25 protein-coding genes, 1 tRNA gene and 1 pseudogene are annotated in these 25,154 nt (G+C 63.3%); 14 read left to right on the forward strand and 13 right to left on the reverse strand.

Features of this window, described 5'->3' with window-relative positions:
• Positions 1 to 88: 88 nt before the first annotated feature.
• Positions 89 to 940, forward strand: a complete 852-nt coding sequence (locus WDU96_RS00915) for a fumarylacetoacetate hydrolase family protein (protein ID WP_337336607.1) — start codon at positions 89 to 91, stop codon at positions 938 to 940.
• Positions 937 to 1,695: an SDR family NAD(P)-dependent oxidoreductase gene (locus tag WDU96_RS00920; RefSeq protein ID WP_337336608.1), complete on the forward strand. Its 759-nt coding sequence runs from the start codon at positions 937 to 939 to the stop codon at positions 1,693 to 1,695. Before WDU96_RS00915 ends, WDU96_RS00920 begins: the two co-directional genes overlap by 4 nt.
• 105 nt (positions 1,696 to 1,800) lie before the next feature.
• On the opposite strand, the gene dcd is transcribed toward WDU96_RS00920, so the two are convergent.
• Positions 1,801 to 2,406 carry a dCTP deaminase gene (dcd, locus tag WDU96_RS00925; protein WP_337336609.1) on the reverse strand — a complete coding sequence of 202 codons (606 nt, stop codon included), beginning with the start codon at positions 2,404 to 2,406 and terminating at the stop codon, positions 1,801 to 1,803.
• A 67-nt stretch (positions 2,407 to 2,473) separates the two neighbouring features.
• Here dcd and WDU96_RS00930 point away from each other — a divergent pair.
• Positions 2,474 to 2,547: transfer RNA gene (locus tag WDU96_RS00930), tRNA-Gly, on the forward strand.
• A gap of 109 nt (positions 2,548 to 2,656) precedes the next feature.
• Complete coding sequence (locus tag WDU96_RS00935) at positions 2,657 to 2,956, forward strand: hypothetical protein (protein ID WP_337336610.1); 300 nt, start codon at positions 2,657 to 2,659, stop codon at positions 2,954 to 2,956.
• 219 nt (positions 2,957 to 3,175) lie between these two features.
• Here WDU96_RS00935 and WDU96_RS00940 read toward each other — a convergent pair whose 3' ends face one another.
• Positions 3,176 to 3,406, reverse strand: coding sequence for a hypothetical protein (locus tag WDU96_RS00940; protein WP_337336611.1), 231 nt, complete (start codon positions 3,404 to 3,406; stop codon positions 3,176 to 3,178).
• A 223-nt stretch (positions 3,407 to 3,629) separates the two neighbouring features.
• Positions 3,630 to 4,580, reverse strand: a complete 951-nt coding sequence (locus WDU96_RS00945) for an alpha/beta fold hydrolase (protein ID WP_337336612.1) — start codon at positions 4,578 to 4,580, stop codon at positions 3,630 to 3,632.
• A gap of 106 nt (positions 4,581 to 4,686) precedes the next feature.
• Between WDU96_RS00945 and WDU96_RS00950 the strand changes: the two genes are divergently transcribed.
• Positions 4,687 to 5,661 (forward strand): helix-turn-helix transcriptional regulator, encoded by a 975-nt coding sequence (locus tag WDU96_RS00950; protein ID WP_337336613.1) that lies wholly within the window; start codon positions 4,687 to 4,689, stop codon positions 5,659 to 5,661.
• Between the two features lie 150 nt (positions 5,662 to 5,811).
• Here the strand turns inward: WDU96_RS00950 and WDU96_RS00955 are convergent, their stop codons facing one another.
• Positions 5,812 to 6,030: a hypothetical protein gene (locus WDU96_RS00955; RefSeq protein ID WP_337336614.1), complete on the reverse strand. Its 219-nt coding sequence runs from the start codon at positions 6,028 to 6,030 to the stop codon at positions 5,812 to 5,814.
• 87 nt (positions 6,031 to 6,117) lie between these two features.
• Here WDU96_RS00955 and WDU96_RS00960 point away from each other — a divergent pair.
• Together WDU96_RS00960 and WDU96_RS00965 are read left to right on the forward strand one after the other, a co-directional pair.
• Positions 6,118 to 6,399 (forward strand): annotated as a pseudogene (locus tag WDU96_RS00960) (recombinase family protein); the annotation flags it as partial.
• Positions 6,400 to 6,926: 527 nt separating this feature from the next.
• Complete coding sequence (locus WDU96_RS00965; RefSeq protein ID WP_337336615.1) at positions 6,927 to 7,445, forward strand: DUF1269 domain-containing protein; 519 nt, start codon at positions 6,927 to 6,929, stop codon at positions 7,443 to 7,445.
• Between the two features lie 109 nt (positions 7,446 to 7,554).
• Here the strand turns inward: WDU96_RS00965 and add are convergent, their stop codons facing one another.
• The 3 genes from add to WDU96_RS00980 form a co-directional block, all read right to left on the reverse strand.
• Entirely contained in the window at positions 7,555 to 8,607 is a 1,053-nt protein-coding gene (gene add / locus WDU96_RS00970) for an adenosine deaminase (protein ID WP_337336616.1), read from the reverse strand.
• A gap of 97 nt (positions 8,608 to 8,704) precedes the next feature.
• Positions 8,705 to 9,892 carry a serine hydrolase domain-containing protein gene (locus WDU96_RS00975; RefSeq protein ID WP_337336617.1) on the reverse strand — a complete coding sequence of 396 codons (1,188 nt, stop codon included), beginning with the start codon at positions 9,890 to 9,892 and terminating at the stop codon, positions 8,705 to 8,707.
• A 99-nt stretch (positions 9,893 to 9,991) separates the two neighbouring features.
• Positions 9,992 to 11,212, reverse strand: a complete 1,221-nt coding sequence (locus WDU96_RS00980) for a multidrug effflux MFS transporter (protein WP_337336618.1) — start codon at positions 11,210 to 11,212, stop codon at positions 9,992 to 9,994.
• 53 nt (positions 11,213 to 11,265) lie between these two features.
• Here WDU96_RS00980 and WDU96_RS00985 point away from each other — a divergent pair, with 53 nt between their 5' ends.
• On the forward strand, positions 11,266 to 11,703 hold the full coding sequence (locus tag WDU96_RS00985; RefSeq protein WP_337336619.1) for a MarR family winged helix-turn-helix transcriptional regulator: 438 nt from the start codon (positions 11,266 to 11,268) through the stop codon (positions 11,701 to 11,703).
• Here WDU96_RS00985 and WDU96_RS00990 read toward each other — a convergent pair whose 3' ends face one another.
• Positions 11,704 to 12,318, reverse strand: a complete 615-nt coding sequence (locus tag WDU96_RS00990) for a TetR/AcrR family transcriptional regulator (protein ID WP_337336620.1) — start codon at positions 12,316 to 12,318, stop codon at positions 11,704 to 11,706. It abuts the gene before it with no gap.
• Between the two features lie 58 nt (positions 12,319 to 12,376).
• Positions 12,377 to 13,048, reverse strand: coding sequence for a GAP family protein (locus WDU96_RS00995; protein WP_337336621.1), 672 nt, complete (start codon positions 13,046 to 13,048; stop codon positions 12,377 to 12,379).
• Between the two features lie 146 nt (positions 13,049 to 13,194).
• Here WDU96_RS00995 and WDU96_RS01000 point away from each other — a divergent pair, with 146 nt between their 5' ends.
• The 3 genes from WDU96_RS01000 to WDU96_RS01010 are packed head-to-tail and all read left to right on the forward strand — an operon-like array spanning position 13,195 to position 17,317.
• On the forward strand, positions 13,195 to 14,238 hold the full coding sequence (locus WDU96_RS01000; RefSeq protein WP_337336622.1) for an agmatine deiminase family protein: 1,044 nt from the start codon (positions 13,195 to 13,197) through the stop codon (positions 14,236 to 14,238).
• Positions 14,235 to 15,953, forward strand: a complete 1,719-nt coding sequence (locus WDU96_RS01005) for an amidase (protein ID WP_337336623.1) — start codon at positions 14,235 to 14,237, stop codon at positions 15,951 to 15,953. Before WDU96_RS01000 ends, WDU96_RS01005 begins: the two co-directional genes overlap by 4 nt.
• On the forward strand, positions 15,950 to 17,317 hold the full coding sequence (locus WDU96_RS01010; RefSeq protein WP_337336624.1) for a pyridoxal phosphate-dependent decarboxylase family protein: 1,368 nt from the start codon (positions 15,950 to 15,952) through the stop codon (positions 17,315 to 17,317). The genes WDU96_RS01005 and WDU96_RS01010 overlap by 4 nt, the downstream gene beginning before the upstream one ends.
• 9 nt (positions 17,318 to 17,326) lie before the next feature.
• Here WDU96_RS01010 and WDU96_RS01015 read toward each other — a convergent pair whose 3' ends face one another.
• Together WDU96_RS01015 and WDU96_RS01020 are read right to left on the reverse strand one after the other, a co-directional pair.
• Positions 17,327 to 18,199, reverse strand: coding sequence for an EamA family transporter (locus WDU96_RS01015; RefSeq protein WP_337336625.1), 873 nt, complete (start codon positions 18,197 to 18,199; stop codon positions 17,327 to 17,329).
• Between the two features lie 38 nt (positions 18,200 to 18,237).
• Positions 18,238 to 19,500, reverse strand: a complete 1,263-nt coding sequence (locus WDU96_RS01020; RefSeq protein ID WP_337336626.1) for a serine hydrolase domain-containing protein — start codon at positions 19,498 to 19,500, stop codon at positions 18,238 to 18,240.
• Between the two features lie 79 nt (positions 19,501 to 19,579).
• Here WDU96_RS01020 and WDU96_RS01025 point away from each other — a divergent pair, with 79 nt between their 5' ends.
• Entirely contained in the window at positions 19,580 to 19,891 is a 312-nt protein-coding gene (locus WDU96_RS01025; protein ID WP_337336627.1) for a DUF2470 domain-containing protein, read from the forward strand.
• A gap of 44 nt (positions 19,892 to 19,935) precedes the next feature.
• Complete coding sequence (locus WDU96_RS01030) at positions 19,936 to 20,589, forward strand: biliverdin-producing heme oxygenase (RefSeq protein WP_337336628.1); 654 nt, start codon at positions 19,936 to 19,938, stop codon at positions 20,587 to 20,589.
• On the opposite strand, the gene WDU96_RS01035 is transcribed toward WDU96_RS01030, so the two are convergent.
• Positions 20,590 to 21,945 carry an ATP-dependent DNA helicase gene (locus WDU96_RS01035; protein ID WP_337336629.1) on the reverse strand — a complete coding sequence of 452 codons (1,356 nt, stop codon included), beginning with the start codon at positions 21,943 to 21,945 and terminating at the stop codon, positions 20,590 to 20,592.
• A gap of 88 nt (positions 21,946 to 22,033) precedes the next feature.
• Between WDU96_RS01035 and WDU96_RS01040 the strand changes: the two genes are divergently transcribed.
• Entirely contained in the window at positions 22,034 to 23,158 is a 1,125-nt protein-coding gene (locus WDU96_RS01040; protein WP_337336630.1) for a hypothetical protein, read from the forward strand.
• 7 nt (positions 23,159 to 23,165) lie between these two features.
• On the opposite strand, the gene WDU96_RS01045 is transcribed toward WDU96_RS01040, so the two are convergent.
• Complete coding sequence (locus WDU96_RS01045) at positions 23,166 to 25,151, reverse strand: bifunctional copper resistance protein CopD/cytochrome c oxidase assembly protein (RefSeq protein WP_337336631.1); 1,986 nt, start codon at positions 25,149 to 25,151, stop codon at positions 23,166 to 23,168.
• Between the last annotated feature and the right edge of the window lie 3 nt (positions 25,152 to 25,154).

Raw genomic sequence — 25,154 nt, forward strand, 5'->3', positions numbered from 1 at the left:
TTCATCTGATCTTTAACGGGTGCGTCAAAGCAGACTGCGGGTTGCCACGCCGACCACCGTTAAACACACCTGATCCAAAGGAGACACCGTGACATTAGGACGCCTCGGAAACGTCGGTGAAGAGATTCCCGTCATCCGCCACGAAGGACGCGTACTCGACCTGCGTTCGTTGACCGCCGATATCGATGGTGCGTTCCTCGCCAGCGACGGCATCGCCCGTGCTCGCGCGGCCGCCGCTGCGGGTGAGCTTGCCGAGCTCGCCGGCGCCGCAGAGATGCGCGTGGGCACACCGATCGCCCGCCCCGGCAAAGTCGTCTGCATCGGCCTGAACTACCACGACCACGCAGAAGAGACCGGCGCAGCCATTCCTGCCGAGCCCGTCGTCTTCATGAAAGATGCTTCGACCGTCAGCGGCCCGTTTGACGACGTGCTCATCCCCCGCAAGTCGGTCAAGACCGACTGGGAGGTCGAGCTGGGTGTCGTCATCGGCACCGAAGCGCGCTACGTCGATTCCCCCGAGGCGGCTCTTGCTCACGTCGCCGGCTATGTGCTTTCTCACGATGTCTCGGAGCGGGAGTTTCAGCTCGAGAAGAGCGGGCAATGGGATCTCGGCAAGAGCTGCGAGACCTTCAACCCGCTCGGCCCCGACCTGGTGCCCGCCGACATGGTCGAAGACCCGCAAAACCTCGGTCTGCGCCTCTGGGTAAACGGCCAGCAGCATCAAAATGGCAACACCTCAGCACAGATCTTCTCGATCGCCTATGTGATCTGGTACCTCTCGCAGTACATGGTCCTTCGTCCAGGAGACGTCATCAACACAGGCACCCCTGCCGGTGTTGCGCTCGGAATCGAAGGCCAGCCATATCTCCGCGATGGCGATGTGGTCGAGCTTGAGATCGACGGCCTCGGCCGCTCACGTCAGACGATGGTGCAGGCATGAGCGCCGGCGAGTTCGACGGGCTTGTCGCCGTCGTCACGGGCGGAGCGTCAGGAATCGGCCTAGCCACGGCGTCGGCACTTGCCGAGCGCGGCGCGCAGGTTGCCGTGCTTGACCTCAACCCCGCAGACCTGCCTGAGAGCCTCACGGGGTTCGTCGGAAACGTCACAGATCGCGAATCAGTGGATGCTGCAATGGCCGCCATCGCTGAGAAGTTCGGCGGCGTCGACATTGTCGTCAACAGCGCGGGTATCAGCTCGATCGGCACCGTCGAAGAAGCCACCGACAGTGACTGGGCTCGCGTGCTCGACATCAACGTCACCGGCACCGCACGCGTCAGCGCGTCGGCGCTGCCGTGGCTGCGCAAGTCGGATCACGCTGTCATCGTCAACATCTGCTCGATCGCTGCGCTCAACGGTCTTCCACAGCGCGCGGTCTACTCTGCCTCGAAGGGCGCGATTCTCGCGCTGACGTTTGCGATGGCCACCGATCACGTGGCTGAGGGTGTGCGCGTGAACTGTGTGAGCCCCGGCACCGTGTCGACTCCGTTTGTCGACCGGATGCTGCAGAAGTTCGACGACCCGGTGAAAGAGCGCGCCGCGCTCGACGCCCGCCAGGCGACCGGCCGCATGGTCACGCCTGAAGAAGTCGCCGGTGGCGTCGTCTACCTCGCCAGCCCGCTGTCGGGCTCGACTACCGGCATCGCGCTTGACGTTGACGGTGGAGTGACCCACCTTCGCGTGCGCCCCAAGTCGTAGCGCCGACGAAGGCAGTCAGGCTCAGAGCAACCGGCGAGCGCCGGGTTTGCTTTGGGCCTGATGTCGTTGGGCCCTGTGGGTCGCGGTGCGGAGCACGCGTGCAGGCTAACCGCCGAGCGAACCCGCGTCGGTCGTGCCCACGTTGGTGATGTGGAAGTTCTGGAACGATCGGGATGCTGTCGGTCCTCGTTGCCCCTGATATCGATTGCCGTACGGACCCGAGCCGTACGGCGTCTCGGTCGGCGACGACAGGCGAAAGTAGCAGACTTGTCCGATCTTCATGCCGGGCCAGAGCTTGATCGGAAGCGTCGCAACGTTTGACAGTTCGAGCGTCACGTGACCCGAGAAGCCCGGGTCGATGAAGCCGGCGGTCGAGTGAGTGAGCAGCCCGAGCCGGCCGAGCGAAGATTTGCCTTCGAGGCGAGCCGCGATGTCATCGGGCAGTGTGATCTGCTCAAAGGTGCTGCCGAGCACGAACTCACCGGGGTGCAGAATGAACGGCTCGTTCGGCGCCGTCCCGATCAAGTGGGTCAGTTCAGGCTGGTCGACTGCCGGGTCGATGAAGGGGTACTTGTGGTTGTCGAACAGCCGAAAGTAGCGGTCGAGGCGAACGTCAACGCTCGAGGGTTGCACCATGGCGGGATCCCACGGGTCAAGGCCGATGCGGCCAGCGTCGAGCTCGAGTCGGATGTCGCGGTCTGAGAGCAGCACGGGTTCAGCCTATCGGCGTGACCGGTGGGGTTTGTTATGCTGGCGAAACGCCTTTTACCCGGCCTACGGGGATGTAGTTCAATGGCAGAACTTCAGCTTCCCAAGCTGATAGCGCGGGTTCGATTCCCGTCATCCCCTCCAATGTCCTCACGTGCGGCCGAAGGTCGTGCGGGAGGACATTTGTGTTGGATGCCGTAGGGATCGACACGTACCTAGTCACAAGCCGGTCGCCTCGCGGGACACTTGTCACATGCAGTACAGGCTCATGAACGATTACTCGGCTGACTGGCCGTTCTGGGGCGGCAAGGGCGGTGCGGGACTTTGCGCCGACGGTGATCTCGCTCTTCCCGTAGAGACTGCGATCGCTGTTCGCGCCTGGGCATCCCAATTCAACGCGTTGTTCGACTGGCAACACGGATGGCCAAGCGCCGCGATCGCCGCTGCGCATGCAGAGGAGGGAAGGAGGCTTTACGACGAGGTCAAGAGCGCCCTACCTGGAGACGAGGTAGTTCTTCAATACTGGGAGCGCACGTACCGCGAAGGCCCATAGGTGTTCACCTGCCCCAGACCCTTCCACTCGACGGCAAAGCGTCGCGGGCGGCGCCCGATGTGGAGTTCAGCGCTCTTTGGCGGTGTTCTGTGATCGCTCTGTCTCGTACGCCCATGGGTTTCGAGACCGCCACCGCGTCGCGTATGAGGCACCTATGTACGGATGCCTACACGGACAGCCTCATCGGCGGGAGCGCGCCGAATTGTGAAGCGTTGCCCGCTAGCGGAGGTCTTGTACTGGCGCCTCTGGGCGCCAGTACCGGGCGCCGACTGCGAAAGTGACTGAGAGCGCCACAAGTCCTGCGACGACTAGCGGGTGGACTTCGGCTCCGGACTGGAACAACGAGGGAATGAGCAAGATGAGGATGCTCGCGCTCACGGAGAATCCAATGATGCACAAAACACTCAGTGCGGTCAGGCTCGGCCACCAGCGATTTCTGGAACGGTCCATATCAACGAGTGTACGGGCCGAGGCTGCGCGGTCTTGTGGCGATCACGGTCACCGACCCCCTAGTGAACGGCTGACGCCGGTTCGGTCTCAAGCCCGAAGGTGCGCTGCTGGTCGGGTTCTTCGAGGGCGAGGTGGTCGAGGACCGTGATGCCATACTGAACGACGTGGCCGACCTGACGACGGGATGAGACCCGGACTGCGCAACGAGCGGCTCTTTCGTGGCCTATCGCCGGCGTGTGGTGTCCTGTTGCTGCAGCCAATTCAGGATCGCGTGGTTGAGTTCGGTCGGCTTCTCTTGCTGGATCCAGTGCCCGCAGTCGAGAGTGACGACCTCTACGTTCGGCACAAAGTCTGCAAGCGTCTCGGATTTCTGGATCATGTCTCGGTCACCGTAGATCATGAGCGCGGGCTGCTGAATGATCGGGTCCACGTCGGCCAGCAAGCGCCAGTTGCGGTCGAGGTTTCGGTACCAGTTCACACCGCCTGTGAATCCGGAGGTTTCGAACGCGGAGACGAGAACGGCGAGTTCGGTGTCGCTCATCACCGGATCACCGAGTGGCGTTTCTGCTCGAGCTAGATCGATGAAGGCCATACCCGGCTTGGGCTCCTGAGGAGGCTCGTTCTTCCGGTACAGGTTGCGAAGGAACTGGAAGGTGTTCTCGTCGAAGACGGCGTCTGCGACGCCAGGCTGTCGATTGAAGTGGACAAAGTAGAAGTCGCCGCCGAGCACGGCTTCCATGAGCTCGATCCAGGGGATCTCCCCCCGCTCCTGATAGGGCAGGCTCATGTTGACCAGCTTGCTCACACGGTGGGGATGCAGCAGGGTCAACCCCCAGACGACGTTCGCGCCCCAGTCGTGACCGACGAAGGTGGCGTTGTCGTATCCGTAGTGATCGAGAAGTGCGACAAGGTCACCTGACAGGTGCTCGATGTCGTAGGCCGTCACATCAGCCGGCCGCGAAGAGTTGCCGTAGCCGCGTTGGTTCGGGACGATGACGTGGTAGCCCGCGGCGACGAGGGCCGGCACCTGATGGCGCCATACCGACGCATGCCCCGGCCACCCGTGGCAAAGCACGATTGGGTTCCCGACATTTTCTCGTCCTGCCTCGAACACTTCGAGTTCGATGCCGTTGACGGGGATGAAGGTCGGGTCGGGGAAGTCGGACGTGTTCATGGATGCTCCTCTGAGTTGGTGCCGGATCACGTGCGGATCGGCTGCGCTCAGAACATACGAAGCATTCTGGACACCGGGCGTCCTAGATCCGCGACAAGCTGAGATCATGCGAATTGATTCCACGGGCAGAGCCCTGCAGCTGCTGTCGCTTCTGCAGACCCACCGCTTCTGGCCCTGTGCAGAACTTGCGACGCGGCTCGGGGTGACCGAACGTACGGTGCGCCGAGACCTCGACCGCCTTCGCGAGCTCGGCTACCCGGTCGATTCCATATCGGGAAGGCACGGCGGCTACCGGCTTGCGACGGGAGCGCACGTGCCGCCCCTGATCCTCGACGACGAGGAGGCGGTCGCGGTGGCGATCGGATTGCGCTACGGCGCTGAAGCCGCCGTCAGCGGGATCGAGGAGACGTCGCTGCGGGCGCTGGCGAAGATCGAAGCCCTCCTGCCTCACCGACTCCGTCGCCGCGTATCGGCGCTGCATTCGAGTGTCGCATCACTGCCGCGGGCAGTCGACGACGACGTCATCCATTCAGAGTCACTGAGTGTGTTCGCCGCGGCATGCCGCGACCATGAGCATGTACGGTTCGACTACCGGCGAAGGCACAGTGACATTAGTAGGCGCCATGTCGAGCCGCATCAGCTCGTCACAGCCGAGCGTCGCTGGTATCTCGTCGCGTGGGACGGGGACCGTCGCGATTGGAGAACGTTCCGACTCGACCGGATCCAGGAGCCGCGGCCGGTCGGCAGTCATTTCACGCCCCGCACAATCCCGGGCGGAGACGCGGCCGAGTTCGTCGCGAGCTCGATCGGACACACTGCTCGTGCTCACGACGCGACACTCGTCATCCATAGACCGTTCGCAGAGATCGAGGGCGTCCTCCGTTGGGCTGACCACACTCTGAGGGAGGAGCACGCAGAACACTGCGTCGTCGGAATCCGCAACGAAGACCTCGGACGGCTCGCGATGACCGTTGCGGAGATAGCGCTTGACGCCCCCGTGTCCGTCATCGAACCGCCCGAACTCGCGGGTGCCATCGAGAGGCTCGCCACTCGCCTCACAGACCGCGAGCGACTCGCATGACTGCGGCGGCCTAAAAGGCCGCCCCGGCCATTCTCAAACGCTCTGTTGCGGATAGTGCACCCAGCCGGACGTCCGGTTTGGGGATGGCCGATACTCCCCCCGTCAGGGCTACTCGATGCGAGCCGACGCCTGCGGCCCGCGAGGCGACCGTCAATCGATGAGATAGCCGGTGCGCGGATCGATCTCAGCGAGGAACGCCCGGATCTCGGAGCGGATGTCTTCGTCCGTGAATGAAGCAGCGCCCGATCCGCCAACCGAGAACCCGTAATTCGCGTTCGGGCCGCTGACCCAGGTGTGGTGAATTGAATCGCCGTCTTTCACCACGTCAAACGCCTCGCCGTCGACGACAAATCGGACTGGTGCGTTCACGACCCCATGCTCTCACCTGCGCCCCCATCTCACACGCCCACGGATCCGAGCCGTGCGGGCTGATATCAACAGAGCAATGCTGGGCGCATGGATGCAATGCAGATCGGATACACCAGAGCCTCGACAGCAGATCAAGACCTCACTGCTCAACGCGACGGATTGTTGCGGCTGGGCGTTCGCGATGCGGACATCTATGTCGACCACGGAATGACTAGCACGAACCGTAGCCGCCCAGGTCTCAGGGAAGCGCTCGCCGCGACACGAAGCGGGGACACATTGGTGGTCACCAAGTTGGATCGGCTTGCGCGCTCCCTGCGTGATGCGCGCGAAATCGCCGACGAGCTCACGGCGAAAGGCGTCGCGCTGAGTCGCCGAACTCTTCGGCATCTCGCGTGCGACCGTCTACCGCGAGCTTCAGCATCGGCGTCAGGCATTCCTTGCCTCATGCGAGGCACACATCTACTAGCCTGCCGCGGGTTGAGTGCGTGCATGCCCACGATCCCGATCCACGCCGATCAAACGCCGGCAGGCCCACGACAGTTCGTCGCGCAGAAACGTTCGGGTGGAGGGGAGGTGGGGCCGATTTCCGCCGTCCCCTCCACCCCGCTAAACCACCGACCTCGCGGTGTCCGTTCCGAGGGACTCCTCAGGCCTGCGGCCCGCCTTCTTTGCTGTCGGTCAAGTCACTCGTGCCCGCGCAGGAACGCATCGAAGCATCCATAGCGCACTCACACGATTCGCATGATGAATGCGCTATCTGCCGGGAGTAGATTTCGGACTGTCAGCACCGCGAGTGCCTGCGATATGGAGCCGCTCGAGTGCCGACAACCCGCACGAGCTCTTCGCCCACTATCGATGAGCGAAGTCGAGTAAGACGAGCACCAAGGAGAATCCTCATGACCGATCCCAACTACTCACTTTTCATCGGAGCATACGACGACGAGACAGCAGCGCAAGAAGACTTCGCTACAGTCAAGGCTCTCGACGACGTCTCAGTCGTGGCCGCAATCGTGCTGTCGCGCGACGAAGAGGGTAAAGTCTCGGCAAAGGAGCACGGCGGCAAGGTCGTCGGCAAGGGCACCGGAATCGGTGCGGTCGCCGGGCTCGTCGTGGGCCTGTTCGCGCCGCCGCTTCTGCTTTCGGGAGCAGTCGGCGCCGGTATCGGAGCCGCAGTCGCGGGCATCGTGAAGCACCACGAGCAGAAGAAGATCGGCGTAGACGCCAAAGAGTGGTTGCCCGCCGGCTCTTCAGCGATCGTCGCGGTGATCGATGACAAGTACCTGGACCGCATCGATGCCGCCGTCGAGAAGTCGACTAAGAAGACCAACAAGGCCATCGACAAGGGCGACTTCGATGCCGTGGTGAAAGAAGTCGAAAAGGGAGACGAGAAGATCGCCGAGGCGATCGCTTCCTAGCAGCACCTCACGCGCGCGAAACCACGCCGTGTTGTGAAGGGGCCTTCTTCGTCGAGCACAGTCTTCATCGACTGCATTCCTCGAAGGAGGCCCTTCTCGTGCAATTCCACTATCGCGCCTCGTCGCCCTTCCAGGCGGCGTTGAGAGCAGCGATGGCGCCATCCACCTCGCCGAGAAGTTCGTGCTTCTCATCGTCGTTGCACCATGCCGCTTCGAATCCCGCACGCGCGATTCGAGCACCTTCGGCTCCACCAAAGCCCATGGCCGGCAATGCCACGGTGTATTCCTTGCCGATATCGGTCTTGAAGAAGACCGCATCGTCGGTGGCAAACGTCACCGGCAGGCCAGCACGAATCATCTGTGCAATGCGGTGATCGGGCGTGAACTGCCAGCTCGAGAGCATGTCTGTCGAATGGGGAGTGCACGTGAACGCGACTCCGCTGGCTGCGACCTTCTCGAGCGCCACGGCATCATCCACGACGCGGTACCCATGATCGACGCGATCGACGTTGAGAACTTCAACGGCGTCGACGACGTTCTGCGCGGATGCGTTCATGGTTTCGCCCGCATGGGCGCTGCGACGCAAGCCATGCCGTTCGGCCAAAGCGTACGCCTCACGAAACCGCAGCGGGTCTTCGGTCAGCTCGGGCGTGAGGTCGTCTTGTCCGATACCGACCACAGCGTCGCGCGGATGGGCAATGACGGTCCGCACCATTTCGACGGCGGTCGCCGGGGGCAACGAGCGGTTGATGGCGGCCACGATCCGAAATCCGACGCCGAAGTCGCGTTTTGCCTGTGTGAGCCCATCCGTCATCGCGTCGATGAGCGACGGGTATTCGAACCCCAGCGAGGTGAAGTTGTCGGGGTTCACGAAGTACTCGCGATAGCGCAGATTGCCATCGCGCACGGCATCGTGAACACCTTCGTAGGCGACGCGTGCGATCTCATCACCCGTGGTAAGAACGTTATGCGCGGCGTTGAACACATCCAGAAAGTCCGGAAGGCCGTCGTAGTCAAGCAGCGCATCAAGATCATCGGTCTTCAAAAGCACGTCATGGGCCGTTGCGAGCTCGCGCAACGTAGTGAGCCGCATCACAGAAACGAAGTGGCAGTGCAACTCCGCCTTGGGCAAGAGCCGCAGGTAGTCAGTGAGGCTCAACATGGTGTGTCTCCCGGAGATTGATGTGCTGCGCGCTGGCGCGGAGCCTAAAGCCTAGCCAACCCGGCGCACCGCACTGAGCCACGGCGGCGAGCAGACGTCACATGCTCGCTTCAATAGCGGTTGCCATCGCACGGAAGGTTTGGTCTGCGGGGTGCGCTCCATCTGCCACGTTCGACTCGTTCATGTAGACGACGATGCTCGCGCCAGTCTCGGGCTCATAGAAGGTGGCGGCGGTGAACCCGATGCCCTCGCCGTTGTGACCCCACCACCCGTCGGTGGTGCCAATGCCCACCGCGTAGAGATCGTACGGCGGGCTGGGAATCTCGTGGCCGACCTCGCGGATCTCCTGCATCTCGGGCGTCACGAGCGCTCCGGTTCCGAGCATCTCAGCCCACACGCGACCGTCATCAAGGGTCGAGAACATCGAACCCGCCGGGCCGAAGATCGAAGCGTTCTCTTGCTGTGCAATCGGAACACCGTCTTCGACGATGTAGCCCACCGCATGCGGCTCAGACCAGTCATCAACGTCGGTGATGTAGCTCGTTCCGGTTTGCTCGAGTGGCTCAAGAATGCGCTCGGTGAGCACCTCGGTGAACCGCTGCCCGGTGGCCTCTTCGATCACCGAACCCAGAAAGTTGATATTCGAGTTCGTGTATAGGTACTCACTGCCCGGCGCGAACTGCGCTGGCTGCCCGATCGCAGCCGCATTCAGTTCATCGAGCGTGAAGACTCGCGTGGGATCGGCGACAAACTCCTCGATGAACCCCTCATTCACATAGTCAGCATTGCCGCTCGACATGTTCGCCAGTTCGAGCAGGATGATCTCGTCGCCGTTCGGCACGCCATCAACGTACTGATCCAGAGTGTCGTCGAGACTCAACGTGCCCTCGTCTGCCAGTTGCAGCAGCAGGGTGACCGTGTACGACTTGGTGATGCTGCGGATCGGCCACACCATGTCGGTGGTCGCATCGACGCCGCCTTCGACGTCAGCAAGCCCCGCCGCGGTCGTCCATGACCCTTCGCCCGGAATCCACACGCCGGCTACAGCCCCCGGCACGTCATACTCCGCCATCTTCTCGTCGAGTGTTGCCTGCAGTTCTGACTGAAGCAACTCCGGCAACTGCCCCTCCGGCGCGGCCGGGCGCAAGACGGCTTCGGCCGCGGAGGTCTCTGCGGCATCACCACCGCCAGCAGACGTGCAAGCACCGAGGGAAACGCCCGTCAGCGCGATGACGGAAAGAGCAAGTGCTCGCTGGCGGCGTGAACTGCTAAAACTCGTCGGCATGCTCGTCTCTCCTGCTGTTGTACACGGGGCTGCGGTTCCCATAATCTCAGCGCCAGGTGCGCGCGGCCATAGACCTAGGTCACGCTTGACTCTGGGGCGTCACTGTTTCGTGAACTCGACAGGATTGCTCGGCTTCTGCACCACTGCGGTGAACCGACCGCTGACGTGGGCCACCGCGGCCAGAAGCGCCATCGTGAACATGACCACCGCGAGCGGAAGAGTCGCTTCGCTGCCCCCCAGCCCGACAAGCGGCGAAACAATCGCAGCAAACCCGAATTGCGATGCCCCCAGCACCGCAGAGCCCGTGCCAGATGCACCGGGAACCGCTGAAAGCGCGAGAGCCGTCGCCGGCCCCATGACAAATCCAAGCGACGCAACCGACACGAAGATGGGAACCATCATCCACGCCGCGGGAAGAGCCGAGAGCGCGAGCGCCAACACTGCGGTCGTCGAGCCGACAAGCCCGATCACACCCCAGCCGAGCACTGTGCGCGAAGTGAAGCGACGCAGCATCCGACTGCCGATGAAACTGCACCCCGCCAGCCCGAGGGCGTTGAGCCCGAAGAACAGTCCGTAGACCGTCGGCTCCAGCCCAATCACGTCTTGATAGAGAAAAGGGGATGCTGAGATGTAGGCCATCATCACCGAGAACCCGAACACGAAAGTTGCCGCCGGTGTCAGATACTGCGCAGAAAGCAGCAGACGAAAACGGCCGGTCCCTGCCGGCGAACGCTGCTCGCGGGGCAAGGTCTCTTTCACCACAAACCATGAGCCCAGAAGCATCACGATCGAGAGAGCGACGAGCACTCCGAGCACGCCTCGCCAGCCCAGCTGATCCAGCACGAGGCTTCCGGCAAGCGGCGCTATCACCGGGGCGATACCACCCACGATCATCATGAGGCTGAAAGCTCTCGCCGCCGCGTCGCCCTTCTCACGATCAGCAACCACGGCGCGGCCGAGCACCATGCCTGCCGCTCCGCTGACGCCCTGCAACAGTCGCGCGGCGATCAGCAACTCGACCGACGGTGCGAGCATCACCGCAATGCTCGCGAGTACAAACACCGTAGAGCCAATGAGAAGGGGCCCACGCCTGCCCACCCGGTCAGAAATCGGTCCGAAGACAAGCTGACCGATCGCCAGACCAATCAAGAAGCTCGTCAGGGTCAGCTGAATCGTTGCCGCCGAGGTGTTCAGTTCCTCCGCCATGACCGGAAACGCCGAAAGATACAAGTCGGTCGAGAACGGCGCCACACTTGCCAACAGGGCCAAAGTGACCAGGAGCAGCGGCCCCAGGCCGGTCGATCGCGAGGTGCGAGTCATGAAACTCCTTATCAAAAGTTAACTATCCACAGATAAGGATATAGCATTGCTTCATGGATCAGCCCCGCTCACCATCGCTGTTCGCTCTCGCCGATCTGATCCATGCCGTCTCACGGCAGATGAACTTCAACGACGACAGCGGAAAGCCGGTTCTCACGCCTCTCGAGACCACCGTGCTGCGCTATGTGGACCGCCACCCCGGCACCGCAGCCGGCGCGGCCGCGAAAGCAGTGTCGCTCCAGCCGAGCAACTTCAGCCGCGCCCTACGCAGTCTCGAGACCAAGGGCTATGTGCGCCGAGAGCAAGACACTCAGGATGCCCGAGCGGTTCGCCTGCACCCCACCGATCTCGCTGCGAAGAACCTCGAGATACTCGATGCCACGTGGACAGCAATGCTTCAGGGCATCGTCGATGACAACATGCGCGACACTATGATCGCGGGCCTGGAACGCATCGAGCACGCACTTGTCGAGCGCCACCGCCACCGCTGATCAACGAGACCTGAGCCGGCCCGGCTCCAACCCGAGCAGCGGCTCAACGGCTCGCACGAGCAGCTCGCGTCGCCCCTCGGACTCGCCCCACCGCACCAGCGTGTGCGCGCTGAGGCCGTCGATCATGCCCAGGAGCAACCAAGCGACGCCCTGAGTGTCTTCGACTCGAAAGTCCCCCGAAGCGACGCCGGTGTGCAGCAATGCCGCGATGAACTGCTGCCACTCATCCATGCGTGAACGCGCCTCGGCTGCGAGCGCCTCGTTGCGCTCTCCCATCCCCCACGACTGCACCCAGACCAACGTCACATCGGTTCTCGATCCGTCGAGCACGGTCGCCAACAACGTCGCTACTTGCGCTGTAGGGTCGGCGATCCCGCTAAGTAGCATCGCCAGCTCAGCGAGCTCGCCACCGACAATGTCGCCGAAAGTAGATGCCACCAACTCGTCCATGCTGGGCGCATAGTGCGCAACCAACCCAGAAGCGACACCCACTCGCGCGGCGACTGCGCGCAGGGTGACGGCCGAGAGACCCTCGGCGAGCGCAAGTTCGCGGGCCGCATCGGTGATCTCGGCTCGGCGCTGATCGGCCGATCGGCGAGTGCGTGGTGCGGGCATGACAGCGATTCTGTCGCGTCAGATGCGATTGATCAAGTGATCAACATGCACGAGGCGACTAGAAGCTGCCGATGCCCTTTCCGATGAGATTGACTCCGATTACGAGCATGAGCAGCGCCATGATGAGCGCGTTCTCGTGAGCGAGCCACTCCCGCATCTTGTCGAGGGGTGCGCGCAGCTTGGTCGGTGCGATCAAGTAGGCGATCACAGGAACCGCGACCGTCGAGGCAGCGATCACGACGAAGATGACGATCACGATGACCGTTGACCCCGCGTCGAGGCCCGCCGTGCCGATGCTGACGCCGGCCGACACCGCCAACAGCAGGTTCTTCGGGTTGACGGCCGAAAGCAAGAAGGCGAGGCCAAAAGCGCTGAAGAAGGTCACGTTGTCGATCGCCTTCATCCACTTCGGCAGCTTCGGAGTCTCGCCGGCTTTTGGTCGGCTCTTCCACTGACGAACCGCCACCACCAACAGCAGCAGACCCAGCACCAGCTGAATCGTGCCTACCACCGGGCTCGATCCGCTGGAACTGTCGGTAGGAACCACCGACGACAACAGAGTGAACGCGGTCACCGCCACCACGATGCCGACGATCCACCCCAGCAAAAACCCGACACTCGTCACTTTCGCTTTGGGTGAGAGCAGCATCAGGATTGCCGCAATGATAGGCACAACGCTGATCGCCACCCCCAGCGCGAGCGGTAGAACGTCGCCAATGACACTGTTCATGCCGAAACCCCATTCGTCGATCACCGCCAGCCTAGGGCCAGCGCGTGGTCGCTCACTTCGCGGCGCGCACGAGCATTGACGCCGCGGCTCGATCTGAGTATTCTCGGGGCTAATTGATCAGGCGATCAATACAAGAAGAGGATGCTATGAACTGGCGCATGCCCGCAGAAACCGCACCCCACGCCCGCACCTGGATGGCGTTTCCTCGTGAGGGTGTCACCCTCGGCGAGTCTGCTGCAGAGCGCGAGGCAGGCTACGCCGCATGGGCTGCCGTGGCCCACGCCACCGCCCAGTTCGAACCCGTCACCATGGTCGTCGATCCGACCGAGTTGGTTCGCGCCCGACGCATGCTGAGCGAAGACATCACAATCCTCGAAGCGCCCCTCGACGAATTCTGGATGCGCGACATGGGGCCCACCTTCGTGGTCGACGATGACCGCCCCGGAGTGCTCGGCGCTGTGGACTGGACTTTCAACGGCTGGGGTGCTCCGGAATGGGCGGAGTGGCGGCTCTCTGCCCAGATCGGCCGCTTCGTGGCTGCGGCCCGCGGCGCAGAGCTTGTGAGCTCTTTGCTCGTCAACGAGGGCGGCGGCATTCACGTTGATGGTGAAGGCACCGTGCTGCTGACAGAAACCGTGCAACTCGACCCTCGCCGAAACCCCTTCGCCGATCGCGCTCGCGTCGAAGCAGAGATGCTGCGCGCCCTCGGCGCGACGCGCGCGGTCTGGCTTCCTCGCGGGCTCACTCGTGACTACGACGACTTCGGCACCAACGGCCACGTCGATATCGTCGCCACGCTCACCTCTCCGGGAACGCTGTTGCTCCATGATCAGCCGAACCCCGGCCACCCCGACCACGCGGTCATGCAAGAGATCCGCGCCGCACTCAGCGAGCAGACAGATGCCGCAGGTCGACGTCTTGAGATCGTCAACATCGTCGCACCCGAAACTCTGCGCGACGACGAAGATTTTGTCGACTGGAGCTACGTCAATCATCTTGTCGTCAACGACGGCGTGATCGCCTGCGGATTCGAGGAAGACCGGGCGGATGCTGCGGCGCGCGCCACGCTCGAAGCGGTCTACCCTGGGCGCGAGGTCGTCACCGTTGACGCACGCGACATCTTCGCGCGGGGCGGCGGCATTCACTGCATCACCCAGCAAGAACCCGCGCTCACGGAAGGTGCCGCATGATCGACGTCGTCGAAGCATCCATCGCTGACCTACGGGCTGCGCTTGAGTCTGGCAACACGACGGCAGTGCAATTCGTTGACGCCTACCTGGCACGCATCGACGCCTACGACGCACCAGATACGACCACAGCCCTCAACGCCGTCGTGGTGCGAAACCCCGACGCGCGCACCGAAGCTGCCGCCTCTGACGCACGGCGAGCAGCGGGCGAGACGCGCGGTGCGCTTGACGGCATTCCCTACACCGCGAAAGACAGCTACCTGGTCGCGGGGCTCACCGCGGCAGCTGGCAGCCCAGCATTCGCTGAGCTCATCGCTCAACGCGATGCGTTCACAATCGCGCAGCTGCGGGCGGGCGGCGCGATCTGCCTCGGTCTGACGAACATGCCCCCGATGGCGAACGGTGGCATGCAGCGCGGTCTGTACGGACGCGCAGAGAGCCCTTACAACGGCGAATACTTGACTGCTCCGTTCGCCTCAGGCTCGTCGAACGGCTCGGGAACAGCGACCGCCGCGAGCTTTGCCGCATTCGGGCTGGGCGAAGAGACGTGGTCGAGCGGGCGAGGCCCCGCCTCACACAACGCGCTGTGTGCGTACACACCGTCGCGCGGCGTGATCTCCACCCGAGGCAACTGGCCGCTCGTTCCCACGATGGATGTCGTAGTGCCCCAGACGCGAACAATGGCTGACCTCCTCGAAGTACTCGACGTGATCGTCGCTGACGACGCAGACACACGCGGCGACTTCTGGCGCGCGCAGCCGTGGGTTTCGCTACCCGCAGCATCCACTATTCGCCCCGATTCCTACCCCGCTCTTGCCGCGGAACGGGGGATGCTGGCCGGCGCACGCTTCGGCATCCCACGCCTCTACATCAACGCCGACCCGCTCGCTGGGACGGCCAAGGCCCCGGGAATCGGCGGACCCACGGGGCAGGCCATCCACACGCGAGAATCTGTTGTCGCGCTGTGGCAGTCAGCCCGACGAAGCCTCGAAGCCGCGGGGGCGACAGTCATTGAGGTCGACTTTCCCGTCGTTTCGAACTACGAGGGTGATCGCCCAGGGGCGCCGACGATCGCAACTCGCGGACTCGTGAGTGCGCAGTTTCTGCAGCGCGAGATCGTCGACCTCTCGGCGTGGGGGTGGGAAGACTTTCTCAGCGCGAACAACGACCCGACCGTGAATACCCTGGCCCACATCGATGGCGCCACCATCTTCCCCCACCCCGAAGGCGCGCTTGCCGACCGCTATACCGGCTTCGACGACGACATCGCCGAGTATCCCGACTGGGTTCGCGAGCACCCAGGTGCCCGATTCGAAGACATGCCCGAGCTCGCAGACGGTCTGCGGGGGCTCGAAGAAACACGTCGACTAGATCTCGAACAGTGGATGGATTCACACCGTCTCGATGCCGTCGTCATTCCGGCGGTCGCTGATGTCGGCCGCGCCGATATGGACGTCAACCCCGTCTCAGCCGAGGCAGGGTGGCGCAACGGAGTGTGGATCGCCAATGGCAATCTGACAATTCGTCACCTGGGAATCCCCACGGTGACCGTGCCGATGGGCATCATGGGAGATATCGGAATGCCGGTCGGTCTCACTTTTGCGGGTCGCGCCTACGACGACTCCGCTTTGCTGAGCATCGCGGCGGCGTTCGAAGCTACCGGCAGCCGCCGAATGGCACCACCCCGCACCCCACCCCTGTCTGGAGATCCGTCATGACCCACGGCGCAAACCCCGCCCGCATGCACGAGATCAGCGACGAGACGACCGCGATCGTCGACCTCGTTCTCGCGTACTCGCGCGAGCGACTGCTCGCCACCGAGAACCCGCTCGACAAGCCCCTACCCCCCGCTGAGCTCGCACGCCTGGCCGGGCGCACGATCAGCGAGCACGGCATCGGCGCGCGCAAAGCCCTGTCGACGTTCGAGCATGTGCTCGCACCCTCGTGCATCACCACCGATGACCCGCAGTACCTGTCGTTCATTCCATCTGCACCGACGAAAGCGTCTGCGGCCTTCGACGTGGTCGTCTCGGCAAGCGCCCTCTACGGCGGTTCGTGGCTCGAGGGCGCCGGCGCAGTGCACGCCGAGAACGAAGTGCTTCGCTGGCTTGCCGGCGAGTTCGGTCTGCCCGCAACCGCCGGTGGCGTGTTCGTGCAGGGCGGAACTCTCGGCAACCTATCGGCACTGGTCGCTGCCCGCGAAGCCGCACGTGAACGGGGCGTTCGCCCCGACCGCTGGCGCATCGTGTGCAGTGTCGAAGCACACTCGTCAATTGCGTCGGCGGCTCGCGTAATGGATGTCGAGATCGTCAGTGTGCCCTCAGGAGACGATGGGATGCTGCGCGGCACCGCCGTGCGCGACGCGCTCTCTACCCACGGCGACAGCGTCTTTGCGGTGGTCGCGACCGCTGGCTCAACGAACTTCGGCATCGTCGATGACATCGCTTCGATCGCCGAGGTCACGGCCGAGTTCGGCGTCTGGTTGCACGTTGACGGTGCCTACGGCCTTGCCGCCATGCTCTCGCCCCTCGCCCGGCACCGCTTTGCCGGTGTCGAGAGCGCCGATTCGCTGGTGGTCGATCCGCACAAGTGGCTCTTCGCCCCTTTCGACGCGTGCGCGCTGATCTATCGCAACCCCGAACAGGGCAAGCGTGCGCACACCCAACACGCCGAGTACCTCGACACGCTCACCGAGACCGGTGACTGGAGTCCGTCCGACTACGCCGTGCATCTCACTCGACGACCGCGCGGTCTGCCCCTCTGGTTCTCGCTCGCGACATACGGGGCAGCCGCCTACCGCGACGCCATCACAGCCTCACTGGAACTTGCTCAACGGATCGCCGACGAGATCGACGAGCGCGACGAGTTCACCCTCGTGAGGCGCCCGCAGCTGTCTGCGGTCGTATTCGAACGCAACGGCTGGCAGAAATCCGACTACAGCGTGTGGTCGAGCCGGCTGCTCGACCAGCAGCATGCGTTCGTGACACCAAGCAGCCACCGCGGGCGCACGAACGCGCGTTTCGCGATTCTCAACCCGCGCACCACGCTTGAGCATCTGACCGCGATTCTCGACACGATGTGAGCGCCATCGTCACGCGAGGGGTTCGGCCGTCTCTCGCGCGGCGCGATTCGAAGAGCGCACGGCGCCGATGCTCGCGACCACAACCAGTGCGATGCCGAGCAGTTCAAGCCAAGACAGGTGCTGCTGCAGAAGCAGAAAGCCCGCCAGCGTCGCGGTCGCTGGTGACGACGCCATCAGGATGGCAAACACCGCGGCGGGCAATCGACGCAGCGCGACGAGCTCGAGCGCGTAGGGGATCGTTGACGAGAGCATGGCCACGGCAGCGCCCATCGCGATGATCTCGGGGCGCAGCAACGCGGGGCCCGCATCGACAATCCCGAACGGCAGCGCGATGATCGCGCCCACAGCCATCGCGAGCGCGAGTCCGTCGAGCTTGGGGAACGCTTGACCGACCTTGGCCGACGCGAGAATGTAGAACGCCCAACTCGCCGCAGCCCCGAGCGCGAAAAGCACCCCGAGCGGGTCGAGTCGATCCCAGCCGCCGCTGCCGAGAGCGAGCACCCCCGCGAAGGCGAGCAACGCCCACAGCCATGCCGAAGCACGTCTGCTGGCGACGATGGAAAGCACCAGCGGCCCGAGCACTTCGATGGTGACCGTCACCCCGAGAGGGAGCCGCTCAAGTGCCAGGTAGAACAGGCCGTTCATGACTGCAAGCACGACACCGAACCACAACACGGCCGTCCAGTCTGCGCGGGCGTGTCCGGTGAGCTTTGGTCGAGCGATCAACAGCAGAACGACCGCCGAGAAGACCAGCCGCAACATCACCATGCCGAGCGGGCCTACTTCGGGAAAGAGCAGCACCGCCAGCGAGGCGCCAACCTCTTGGCAGGCCAGCCCGACCACCACGAACACAATCGCGGTGGTCTGCGCCCGTCCGGTCACCGAGGTGCTCGAAAGGCCGCGCGGTCAGTCACCGGCGGTCATTCAGCGGGAGCAGCACAGATCGCACGCTTTGCGAGATCGGTTTGGTACTGTTCGGCTGTCCAGGGCAGACCGGCTTCTGGAGTCGTCTGGTCTGCAGCCGCAGGGGCCTTCGAAGCGATCGCGGCCAGCTGCCATGCGAGGTTGCGAATGAAGCTCGATCCGGCCGCCGAGTTGTTCAGCACGACCGCAACTGTCAAGCCAGTGTCAGGGTCGGCGAACGCCGCGGTGAGATACCCCGGGACAGCGCCGTTCTGACCCACGAGAGACCCTGCCTGAAACGCCCCTCCGATTGTCGTGTGCCAAGACGGAGACTGTGGCGAAGGCGGTTTGGGATCATCGAAGCGATCCGTGTCGTCCGGCATGAGCGACTCTGCCGCCAACGCCTGCGCATACCGGCCCAGATCATTGATATCGGTCACAGCACCCGAATCGGTGAAGCCTGAACTTGTCGAAAGCGAGGTGACGTTGACGGGCTCTACGCAGTCGTACGCGCCGTCGACTTTGCGTGAGAGATGACCCTCTAGCACCGCATCGCCGTAAAACGCGCTGCCCAGCCCGGTCGCCGGGAGGTCAAGAGGCTGCGTGATGTACTGCGCGAAGTAGTCGGCGGCGCTCAGTTGGGTGGCACGTTCCAGCGCCATTCCCAACAGCACGTAGCCGGAATCCGAACTGGAGTAGACCTCACCAGGATCGGTTGCACGCTCCTGGCCGAGGCCGAAGCTAGCCAACTCTTGGGCGTTCCACACCCGCTCCGGGTTCTGCAACCACATCTCGAACAGCGTGCTTTCATGTGAGCCGATCCCCGAAGTGCTGTCGCAGAGTTGGCGAAGCGTCACATCTTCAAGATCTGGCACACCGGCGACATAGTCCACAACGCTGTCGTCGACATCGAGCTTGCCCTCAGCCTGCGCAACAAACAGCGCATCACAGGTCATCTCACGCGTGACAAGTCCCGCCCGAAACTGCATATCGGTGGTTACAGCTGCCCCGCCACCCACCTCTTGGGTGCCGAGTCCTGCGACCCAACTGCCACTCCACGGCGCCCACACGCCAGCAATGGCGCCGGGTGAACCGGAACCGATCATGGCCGAGGTGACAGCTTCTTCGAGGCTAGCGATGGTTTCATCCGGCAGTGACTGGTCTACCTGCTCAGGAACATCAATGGTCGTCTGTGCGCCACCCGAGCATCCCACGAGAGCGGCCGACAGCGCGAAAGCAGCAGCCGTCGCACCTGCGACTCGACGTCGAGCTTTGGTCATGCTCACTGAATACACCCCTGGGACTTTTACCCTCCAGCCTAACCGCGATTGTTGGGCGCCCCATGCGTAGTCTCATTGCATGACCCTTCTTTTCGACGATTCCACTGTCGCGGGCGTGCTGGCTCATATGAATGGCGACCACGCCGACGACAATCTGCTCATCAGTCGCGCGTTCGCCCCCGATTCGGACATCGTTTCAGCGTCCATGGTGGGCTTCGACGGCAACGGCGGCCGCTGGATGGCGCAACTGGCGAGCGGCGAGCAGCTGGCGGTCAGCGCAGCGTGGCCATCAGGTCCCATCTCTGAGCGGCCCGAAGTGAGACGAGAGATCGTGGCGCTGTATGACGAGGCGTGCCGCAGGCTCGATGTTGTGCCGCGACCTCACGACTGAAACAGGTCTGGGTTAGGCGACCCTAAACCCCTACTATGGGACTCATGACCGACCCGATCCCGTTCTCCGCTGCGCTACGCGACCGCTCGAGCAAGGCACACTCATCAAGCGAGCACGCGGGTTTCATGGCCGATCTGATGAAGGGCGAGGGCACCCGCGAAGACTATGTAGCGCTCGTGGTGCAGCACTGGTTCATCTATGAAGCCCTCGAGCGCACCGCCGATCAGATGCGCAACGATCCGGTGGCGGCCGTCTTCATCACCGACAACCTCACTCGGCTTCCCGCCCTCGAGGCTGATCTTGAGTTCTTGATTGGTGCTGATTGGCGTGAAGAGGTCACCGCTCTTCCCACTACGCAACGCTACGTCGACCGAATCAACGAGGTTGGCGCAACGTGGGCCGGTGGCTTCGTCGCCCATCACTACACGCGCTACCTCGGCGATCTCTCGGGTGGTCAGTTCATCGGGCGCCTGATGGCTCGTCGCTTCGGTTTTGAAACCAATGGCATCGGCTTTTACCTGTTCGATGACATCGCCGACCCGAAAGCGTTCAAAGACGTGTACCGCGAACAGTTGGATGCTGCCCCTTGGGACGCCGCCGAACAAGAGCGCGTCATCGACGAGGTGCTACTGGCTTACCGCTTCAACACCGAACTGTTCGACGACCTCGCCGATGCGAAGGCTTCGCAGGTCGCCTAGCTAAGACTGGCGCAGCGCGTTCTGCATCCACCGCTGCACATCTGGGTCCACCCGAATGTCGCTGGGGCGCAGCGCACGCGACAGGTAGAGACCGTCAAGCGACGTCAGCCGCGAGAGCGCCACGTATGTCTGCCCTGGCGCGAAAGCTCCCGAGCCCAGGTCGACGATTGCGCGATCGTAAGTCTTGCCCTGCGACTTGTGAATTGTCACCGCCCAGGCGAGCCGCAACGGAAACTGGGTGAACTCGGCGACTACATCTCGGCTCAGTGACTTGGATGCTGCGTTGTACGAGTACCTGAATCGTTCCCAGACAGTTGGTTCTACATCGAACTCTTCGCCGTCGACATCCACGCGCACGGTCTCGCCGGCAATGCGAGTAACGGTGCCGATCGTGCCGTTCACCCATCTCGGCGGCTCGCCATACGACCCGGTGTCGTTGCGAAGAAACATCACCTGCGCACCGACCTTGAGCTTCAGTTCGGCATCAGCGGGGTAGCCCGCCTCACCCCGGCCGAAGTCGCCGCTGATCTCGGCAGCCGCCGTCTGCTCGCGGCCCACCAGCTCATTGAGGTGGCGGCGGTTGATGTTGTTGACGATGTCGTTACGCGTGGCGAGGGTGATGATCGGGTGCTCGCCGTCGGCTGGGTCAGGCGGCGTGCGCGCACCGGTGTCATTGAGAATCTGAGCGATGTCAGCGGTCACGCGCCCGTACCTGACCGCATTGAGCATGGCTTTGAATGCAGGGTCTGCTTGGCGGTGAATGTCGACGAGTTCACGCACGTGCAACTCTGCGCCGTGGCGGCCAACGTCCAAGATTCCGTCGCCCGCGCTTTCGCCGACCCATACCTTGGCGTCGAAGAACCAGAACGAGCGATAGTGGTCGCGAATGTACATCAGCTCGTCGCCGCGGGGCGGCACTGGAGCCAGTTGATAGGGATCGCCGAACATCACGATCTGAACCCCGCCGAAAGGCTCGCCGCGGCGGCCGCGAGCTTGGCGCAGCGACCGGTCGATGGCGTCCATGAGGTCGGCGTTGACCATCGAGATCTCATCGATCACCAGGGTGTCGATGGCGTTCATGATCTTTCGTGCCGGGTCAGACTGTTCGATCTGGCTACCAGCGATAAGCCCCACCGGCAGGCGGAACAGCGAGTGGATTGTCTGACCTTCGACGTTCAGCGCGGCAACGCCCGTGGGGGCGCACACGGCAACCTGTTTCTTGGTGTTCCACGCGAGGTGCTGCAGCAGGGTTGACTTGCCCGTTCCTGCTCGCCCCGTGACGAAGACGTGCTCGTTCGTGTCTTCGATAAGCCGAAACAGCGCCTCTTGTTCTGCAGAGAGCGCGGGGGTGGTCACTGATTCATGCTATCTGCGCCGGCGAACTACAAGGACTATGCCCAGACCATCCGGCACATCTTCAGGCGCACCTTCTTAGAATGTGAACGTGGCCGTCGATGCGCTGAGTGAGAAACCGGGTGGTGATTCCTCGCTGCCCGATCATTCAGCTGGCCGCCTCACGCCGCCCCCGAGCAGCCGTTCTCGCCGCCGTGTGGCGATTGATCTGTCGCTGCTCGCCGTTGTCGGTGTTGTACTCGTCGGCGCCGTCGCGGCAGCCTACGGAGCGGTTCAACGAGAGTTTTACAGCCCCACGGCGTTTGTAGAGCAGTATCTCTCGATGCTCGAAGAGGGCCGCACCTCCGATGCGCTGAGCGTGCCCGGGGTCGCTGTGGCATCGGCAGACCTTGAAGCTGCCGGCCTTCCACCCACGGCGCACGATGCCCTGCTGCGCAGCACCGCGCTTGCCACCCTCACCGACGCTCATGTGGTCTCAGAAGAGCAGCACGATGACTTCACCACCGTCAACGTCGCCTACACCGCGGGTGGTTACGCGGGCACGACGTCGTTCGACGTAGAAGACGGTGCCATCGGCATCGCTCCCACGTGGCGCTTCGCGTCGAGCCCCCTCGCCGTATTGAGCCTCAACGTGGGTGGGTCGATGTCGTTCAACGTGAACGGCTTCGCTCTCGACAAGAGACAGGTCTCTCCCGAGGGCGTGGATGCTGATCCCACCGAAGCTGTCAGCCTGCTCGTTTTCTCACCCGGTCTCTACTCGGTGTCAGTAGAGACCGCCATTGCGTCAACCCCGGGTGTTGCGGTGTTGTCAGACAGTCCGTTCACCAGTGTGCCCGTCACCGTGCAGGCGCAGCCGACAGAAGAATTCGTTGAGGTCGTGCAGGAGCGCGTCGAGGAGTTTCTTTCGACTTGCGCGAGCCAAGAAGTGCTTCAACCGACCGCGTGCCCCTTCGGCTACGTCGTCGAAGACCGAATCGCGTCGATTCCTGAGTGGCAGATCGAAACGCAGCCCACGATCTCTATCGAGTCCGACGGAGCCGACTGGAAGATCCCGGCGACACCTGCGGCCGCGCGCTTGAACGTCGACATTCAGTCGCTTTTTGACGGTTCCATCACGACCGCGAGCGAAGTCGTGCCGTTCTTTGTGACCGGCACGATTCGCGTGCTTCCCGATGGAAGCGTCACGATCTCAGTCGGCGGCACTGAGGGCGAATAGCTTCGGATCAGCGTTCGGCCTTGGCTTCACGCTCATCGCGCTCGGCGAGCGCTGCGAGCTTCGCGTTATAGGCGTCAAGCTCAGCGTCGCCCGTGCGATCCGCGTGACGGTCACGCCGCTTCTGCGTGCGTTCGTCGGTGCGGTTCCATTGAATCGCCACGGTGATCGCCAAGATCAACGTCGGGATCTCGCCAATCGACCAGGCAATACCGCCGCCGGTCACCTGGTCTTCGAGCGGAGTCTCACCCCAAGTGCGGCCCATCGATCCGAACCACTCTGCCACCATCAGGCCGGGTTGCATCATGATGGCGATGCCGAAGAACGCGTGCATAGCCATGATGCCGATCAGCAACAGCAACCGCCCGGGGTAAGGCAAGCGATACGGCACCGGATCGATGCCGGCAAGACTGAGCACGAACAGATAGCCGGTGATCAAGAAGTGGGCGGTCATCCACTCGTGACCGAGGTGATCATAGAGCGCCCAGCGAAAGAGGTCGGTGTAGTAGAAGATCCACAGCGATCCGATGAACAACCCAGCCGCCACGAACGGGTTGGTCAGCACGCGCATCACGGGCGAGTGGACGCCCCACAGGATCCACTCCCTGCCGCCCCTCGTGCCATCGTCGCGCCTGTGAATCGCGCGCGCGGCGAGGGTGACGGGCGCCCCGGCGACCATCAACGGTGGAATGGCCATCGTCAGCAGCATGTGCCCGATCATGTGATAGCTGAACAGATAGGACTGGTAGACGTTGATGATTCCGCTGGTTACCCACAGCAGCAATAACATCCCGAACGCCCACGAGAGAGTGCGGTGCAGTGGCCAGGCATCGCCGCGGCGGTGCAACCGCCACGCGCCAGCGAGGTAGAAGAACATGCCGAAGCCGGCAGCGGCGACCCAGATCCAATCGATGTTCCACGCGACGAGCCAATCGACGAGCACCGGCTCATCGGGTAGCGGAGAGTAGGTGAGGATCTCGGCCGGAGTGCGCACGAACGCGGGCAGCTCTCCGAGCGGAGGGGCGGTGCGGGCCAGGGCTGCCGCGGCACCACTGGCAATCCCCATGATCGCGAGCTCCCCCGCAATGAGAACCCAAAATGCGCGGGATGCCGCGTCTTCGCGCATTCTGCCGATAAGGCGGCGGCGATACCACGCGCCGAACAACCCGAGCGCCACGAGAGCAATGACCTTCACCGTCAAAATCGCGCCATACGGCGAGAAGAACGCTTCCCACGTTCTGAGCCCGACGACCGCGCGCACCAGCCCCGACACCGCGACCACGACGAAGGCCGCAACGGCGATGCTGGAGTACCGAGAAACCACGTCGGCAAGGGGACCCCGCTTCAGGGCAGGCCGCACGATGACGAGCAGCAGCAGACCACCCAGCCACACTGCAGCGCCGATGATGTGCAAGATGATCGCGGTCATCGCGATGTGGTGGTCAGCATCGTCGCCGGAGTGACCCTGCGTGCCCATAGGCACCAAACTTGCGAGCGCGAGGACCGCCACGAACAGTGTCGCCGTCCACGAGCGCACGGCGAACGTCAGCACCGTGAGCGCAGCACCCGCGACCGTTGTGATGAGCCAGGTTCGACCCACCTCGGTCTCGACCAGATAGCGACCCAGCTGCGCGCCGAATTCGGGGCCCCCGCTGATCACCGGGTTGAACGCGTCAATGAACGTGAGAAAGCCCGTGGCTGCGGCAGACACCGTGAAGATGGCCGCAGAAATCGATGCGGTGTCGAGCGCGAGATCGAACTCGCGTTCGCCTGCTTTGAGCGTGAAGAGCGCAGTGACCAGCACACCCGCCATGCCGGCAGCCGAGAGGTTGACCAGAAGTTTTGCGGTGGGCAGACCCCACCGAGCGAACGGGCCGGGGTCGCCGATGGTCAGGGGATCTGCTCCGCCACCGTAGGCGAGGGCGATCGTCATAGCCACGAGCGCGACCACAATGAGGATCGCAGGCCCGACGGCCCGCAGAAGGCGGGGATTCACCCC

The sequence above is a fragment of the Microbacterium marmarense genome (assembly GCF_037204165.1).
Lineage (GTDB): Bacteria > Actinomycetota > Actinomycetes > Actinomycetales > Microbacteriaceae > Microbacterium > Microbacterium marmarense.